This is a genomic window from Candidatus Protofrankia californiensis (assembly GCF_900634765.1).
In the GTDB taxonomy this organism is placed as follows: Bacteria; Actinomycetota; Actinomycetes; order Frankiales; family Frankiaceae; genus Protofrankia; species Protofrankia californiensis.
The window spans coordinates 1-5,141 of sequence record NZ_CAAAFT010000477.1; the positions used below are offsets into that span (position 1 = coordinate 1).

5 protein-coding genes are annotated in these 5,141 nt (G+C 65.0%); 2 read left to right on the forward strand and 3 right to left on the reverse strand.

The annotated features are described in order from the left end of the window. Positions 1-474, forward strand: a 474-nt coding sequence (locus tag DD1DGNOD_RS24585) for an ATP-binding protein (protein WP_131771131.1), incomplete at its 5' end; no start/stop codon positions are given. Positions 475-570: 96 nt separating this feature from the next. On the opposite strand, the gene DD1DGNOD_RS24590 is transcribed toward DD1DGNOD_RS24585, so the two are convergent. The 3 genes from DD1DGNOD_RS24590 to DD1DGNOD_RS24600 all read right to left on the reverse strand — a co-directional run bounded on the left by DD1DGNOD_RS24590 (position 571) and on the right by DD1DGNOD_RS24600 (position 4,033). Continuing rightward, on the reverse strand, positions 571-1,533 hold the full coding sequence (locus tag DD1DGNOD_RS24590; protein WP_131771132.1) for an alpha/beta fold hydrolase: 963 nt from the start codon (positions 1,531-1,533) through the stop codon (positions 571-573). A gap of 464 nt (positions 1,534-1,997) precedes the next feature. Then, positions 1,998-2,855: a phytanoyl-CoA dioxygenase family protein gene (locus DD1DGNOD_RS24595; protein WP_241251838.1), complete on the reverse strand. Its 858-nt coding sequence runs from the start codon at positions 2,853-2,855 to the stop codon at positions 1,998-2,000. A 572-nt stretch (positions 2,856-3,427) separates the two neighbouring features. Further along, complete coding sequence (locus DD1DGNOD_RS24600; RefSeq protein WP_131771133.1) at positions 3,428-4,033, reverse strand: NADPH-dependent FMN reductase; 606 nt, start codon at positions 4,031-4,033, stop codon at positions 3,428-3,430. Positions 4,034-4,371: 338 nt separating this feature from the next. Here DD1DGNOD_RS24600 and DD1DGNOD_RS24605 point away from each other — a divergent pair, with 338 nt between their 5' ends. Next, positions 4,372-5,004: a TetR/AcrR family transcriptional regulator gene (locus tag DD1DGNOD_RS24605; RefSeq protein WP_206443411.1), complete on the forward strand. Its 633-nt coding sequence runs from the start codon at positions 4,372-4,374 to the stop codon at positions 5,002-5,004. Positions 5,005-5,141 lie beyond the last annotated feature (137 nt).

The following is a 5,141-nucleotide window of genomic DNA, read 5'->3' on the forward strand; positions in this document are numbered from 1 at the left end:
CCCTCCCTCAGCACCACCTGCGACCTCATCCTCAAAGCCCTCCTCCCCGACCGCCCCGCCGACGACGACATCGCACTTCTCCTCGCCCGCACCCACGCCTTCACCACCGGCCAAGTCGCCTCCTGGGAACTCCCCGCCGACCCCGCCATCGTCGCCTACGCCCGCACCCAAGCCACCCGCCAACTCACCGCATGGGGCCTGCAGGACGCCACCTACACCACCGAACTCGTCGTCAGCGAACTCGTCACCAACGCCATCCGCCACGCCACCGGCCCCATCCACCTCCGCCTCATCCAAGACCACACCCTCATCTGCGAAGTCTCCGACACCAGCAACACCGCCCCTCACCTGCGCCGCGCCCGCACCCTCGACGAAAACGGCCGCGGCCTCTTCCTCGTCGCTCAACTCACCCAACACTGGGGCACCCGCTACAACGGCACCGGCAAAACCATCTGGGCCGAACAACTCCTCTAACAAACCCCCGCGCCACCCGAACCTCACGCAGATGTCGGCCATACATGTCGACGATCCGCCCGATTGAAGATCAACCGACAGGCTCCGGCAGGCCCCTCACAACGACGGAGGGGTCGTGGCGAGGTCGGGACGTCGGCGGGGACGGATACGCCGGTCGAGAAAGCCACGGACCGCCTGGTCGAAGACCGAGTTGTCGTCGCCGGCGACCATGTGGTGGGCATCGGCGACGTCGACGTATTCGGCGTGGGGGACCAGCTCGAGGAAGCGACGGGCATCGTCGACGCTCAGCACGTCCGACTCGCCGCCGCGCACGAGCAGGGTCGGGATCCGCAGCGAGACGGCCGCGGTGTCGATCCCGGAAGTGATCGTACGCTCACGTTGGGATGGCTGATTGTTGGGATCACGCAGGAAGGCGGGGTCCCAATGCCAGAACCACCGGCCGTTGACATGACGGAGGTTCTTGCGCAGGCCACTGATATTGCGTGGCCGGGGCCGATGGGGGAGATAGGCCGCGACGGCGTCAGCGACTTCGTCCAGGGAACCGTAGCCTTCCGGCTTGGCCGCCATGAATTCGCGGATACGGTTCGTACCGGCGGGTTGCAGGAACGGTGAGACGTCAACGAGGACTATGCCGGCGGCGAGGTCGGGATGCTGCTCAAGGGCCACAAGCGAGGCGATGCCACCGAGGGATGCCCCGATGAGCACGGGCACTCGTCCCGTCCACCGCACGACCGCTACGACGTCGGTGGCGAACCGGCTCAGTGGATAGATCCCGTCGGGCGACCATCCACTGTCGCCATGCCCGCGCAGATCAATGGTGAGTGCATACCAGCCGTTGCGGGCGAGCGTGTGGGCGATCGTGCCCCAGGAGTGGCGGGTCTGACCGCCTCCGTGCAGGAGCAGTACCGGGACGGCAGCCGGGTCACCATAGGCGTCGCCGACCAGTTCGACCCCTTCGGCGGGGATGCGTACCGTCACCGGAGCATCAATGTCGGTGGTGACCCCGGCCCGGTCCGGCTCGTCGTCCGAGGACGGAATCGATTTTGGGTCGCACTGCACGCTTTGTCTCCTGCCCACGTACGCCTGCCCGTACTGACGCCATCAGGATACTGTTCCGTGTGTCCGGAGCCGGCCGGTAAAGATCATTCCGGTATGGGCCGGTATGCGAGGAGCAGCCTCCCTGAAATTCTCCCGAGATCTCACCTCCGTCCGCATCCCAGGCATGAATACTGCTACCGTCTCCCGCATCGACACTTAGGTCGATGCGGGAGAAACCGTCGTTATTCTCGGTGATTCCGACATCAGGAGGACCCATCTCCTCATCGACCTTGGAATCGTCACCGCGTCCGCTGTACCGTCGCCGCCGCGCGGCAAAGAACGCGTCGAGGCCGACGACGATAAAATGCTCTCCGCAAGCCGGCGGCCGCAATGGTCAGCTCGACCTGCACCGCCTTGACAAGACAGGCCGTATGCACGCCGATCTCCGTCGCGGCCGATCAGGCACGGGAGCCAGAACAGGATCTTTAGTTTCCGTCGTTGCCCGACCAGGGGATCGTCCAGCGGTAATCGATGTTGTCGTCACGCCGGGCGAAGCGCAGATCGGTGGACAGGCGCATCACCTCCCCTGTGACGTCCAGGGAGGCGTGGATGAGGTGCGAGTTGTGCAAAGTGATGTCGCCGGCTCTGCTAACGATGTGCATCCACCGCAGGCCCAGACGGGTGGAGACCCAGGAGAGGTCGTGGCTGATCGGCCGGGGATCGTCCGGACGGTCCGTCACCTTGCGCAGGGGCGCCAGCTCCTCACGGCTGAGCCGGTGTGAACCTTCCAGGTAGATGATGCCGCCGGTCTCGACCGAGCAGTCACCCAGCGGGATCCACATCGTCACCAACTGATCAGAGCCCTCGTCGAGGTAGTCGAAGTCGACGTGGGCACGAGTCGCACTGGACGACCCGCGGTGGAAGTGCCGTACGATATGCCGCGGCAGCAGGACCGCGGAAGCGCCCAGGAGCGTCTCGGCCAGGCGCAGCAACGTCGGATTCTCTATGAACCGGGTGAAGGCCGCGGAACGGACGAAGCTGTGGGCCGGATGACCCGGCCAGCCGTGCGGCGGAAGACCCGACGGTAGCTGCCCGGAGAAAACACCATGGACCGGCTCGGTGCCGGTCTTGAGGTAAATCGGATCAAATCGGGAGAAATAGTCCGCCCGCAGTGCGCGGACCTCGTCGGGATCAAGCGCACCGCGCAGGTGCAGATAGCCGTCGTCGTGGAACCGGCGTCGGAGCGCGTCCGGGTCGGACAGCAGCGGGGTACTGTCGCGCAGCAACGTGAAGCGGGCGCCGTCGAAGGGGATCGACAACCCGTTGGAAGTCAGTTGTGTCACGGCGACCGGCGTTTGTCTCAGCTTGTCATACCCGCCGCGGGCCGTCGGATCCAACCGCGCACAATGCTGGACGCCGACCCGATTAATGTAGTTCACTTCGAAGTTGGTTGACGAATCCGACGAAGCACTGGTGACAACAGCGAGTTCCCCCACTCCTGACCTTCCTCACACCGATGAGCGCAGCAGTGAACCATGTGATTTTAGGGGACGCCGTGCAGAAGAACGCTCGAATTGGGCAACTCAAGCGGAACCGAAGGGCTGGCGGGCGGAGCACGAACCGCAGCCCCGCCCGTCCACCGAGGAGACGGCAGCGTATGGCGCGGTGGCCCGCCTCCCGTAAGGTATCAAGCTATTCCAGCGGAGCATCCGGTCTGGGTGTCGGCCTGCGCGTTTGGCTCGTCGGCCCGGATAGAACGCCGCTATCCGGGGGGCCTGGTGTCGCCCTGCCGGCCTGGCGCGGATGCGGACCTGACAGATCGACTCCCCGACCTCCCTGACTTCCCTGACTTCCCTGACCCAGATCGGCTTCCGGACCCCGGCTCACTGATCGGGTGCCATTGCTCAGCGGTGTCCTAAACCCCGATGCTGTACGGGCTGTTGAGCCTTGCGTCGTGGAGCACCGCACCCCACCACGCGAGCTGATCAAGAAGGATCTTGGCTGCGCCGTTCGGTCCGTCAGGGTCGACCAGCCGACCGTCGGCGTCGAAAAGCTCCGGATATCTGTGGAAACTGACGGTGTCACGTACGGTGACTGCATGCATCTCGGCAAACACCAACCGCAACTGCTCAACAGCCCGTAGACCACCAGCGACTCCGCCGTAGGACACGAAACCGATCGGCTTGGCCTGCCACTGGGCGAAGTGCCAGTCGATGAGGCTCTTGACCGATGCGGGGAAACTGTGATTGTACTCCGGCGTCACCACGACAAACGCGTCCGCCGCATCCAGTTTCCTGGTGAGATCCGCCATCCCGGCCGGACGTGGGTACGCAGCCGCGGCCTTCGGCGACTCGGACGGAAGCACGAGCGGCAGGGGCACTTCCGCCAGATCAATCAGTTCCACATCGAACCGGCCGTGTTGCCGCGCCTCGCCGAGGAACCACTGCGCGACCACCGGGCCAAAACGCCCCTGCCTGACGCTGCCGAGTATCACGGCGAGCTTGAGGGCGTGACTGGACATCGTGACACTCCCTGTCTGTCGTTGACGTATGTGGACGGTCAGTCCGCCGGCGCCCACGGACGTCGTATGCGTAACGGCGGCCGGTACGGGTCAGCGCCCGACCACCGCCAGCCGGTCGGGTGCTAAGAGCGGGAACAGCAAGGACGTGGAACCATCGGATACATCGGCGTGATCGGCCAGACGCCTTGACGTGATGGTCACCTGAAGTAAAGTACAACGTGCATGGCAATTTTGTAAAACACAACGTGCATGGCAATACATGATCCACGCTCTGCACCCTGATCCCGGGAACCATGTTGACCAACACGTATGAGGAACAAGCCCGACCGCGCCGGGGCATGACACACAAACGCCAGGCCGTCATGCGTGCCGCCCGGTCGGTGTTCGGTCGCGTCGGCTACCTCGGGGCGAGCATCGACATGATCGCCGCAGAGGCCGGAGTGTCGACCCGTACGATCTACAACCACTTCGAGAACAAGGAACACCTGTTCGCCACCGTACTGACCGAAAGCTCACATCAGGTCGCGGCCGCCTACGAAGCGATCATCCAACGCCACCTCGGCGAGATCACCGACCTGGAGGCCGATCTCATCGCCTTCGGCAGGCAGTGGCTCAGGCCGCTGCCGGAGTTCGCGGACCATTTCGCGATCGTCCGAAGGATCAACGCCGAGGCGGAGCGCTTTCCGCGGGAACTGCACGAGGCCTGGCAGGAGGCCGGTCCTCTTCGGGTCCAGCACGCGCTGGCGGCGCAGCTGGGACGCCTAAACGATCGAGGACTGCTCCGGATCGAGGACGCCGAGTGCGCAGCTCAACACTTCGCGGCGCTCATCACGGCCAGGGTGACCAGCAGGACCCAACTCGGCGCGGTCCCGCTCGAGGATGCCGAGATCGAAAAGATCGCCACTGCGAGTGTTCACGCGTTTCTCTACGGCTACCTGTCCCGGGAGACCCCGCCAACCCGGGAGACCTAGCCGATGCCAGCGCCGGCCGCCCCGGCTCGGATATTCCTCAACCGGCGGACACAGGCTGGACCGTGGACAGCGTGGACAGCCCGGTGGCCAAGCCGGGCGCGGCGGCGGTTCCGGCGGTGAGTGCCGCGTTCGTGGAG

Bases quoted from the DNA above. Each gene is read 5' to 3' on its own strand.
- DD1DGNOD_RS24600 (WP_131771133.1), bottom strand. From the start codon at position 4,033: ATGTCCAGTCACGCCCTCAAGCTCGCCGTGATACTCGGCAGCGTCAGG.
- DD1DGNOD_RS24605 (WP_206443411.1), top strand. From the start codon at position 4,372: ATGACACACAAACGCCAGGCCGTCATGCGTGCCGCCCGGTCGGTGTTC.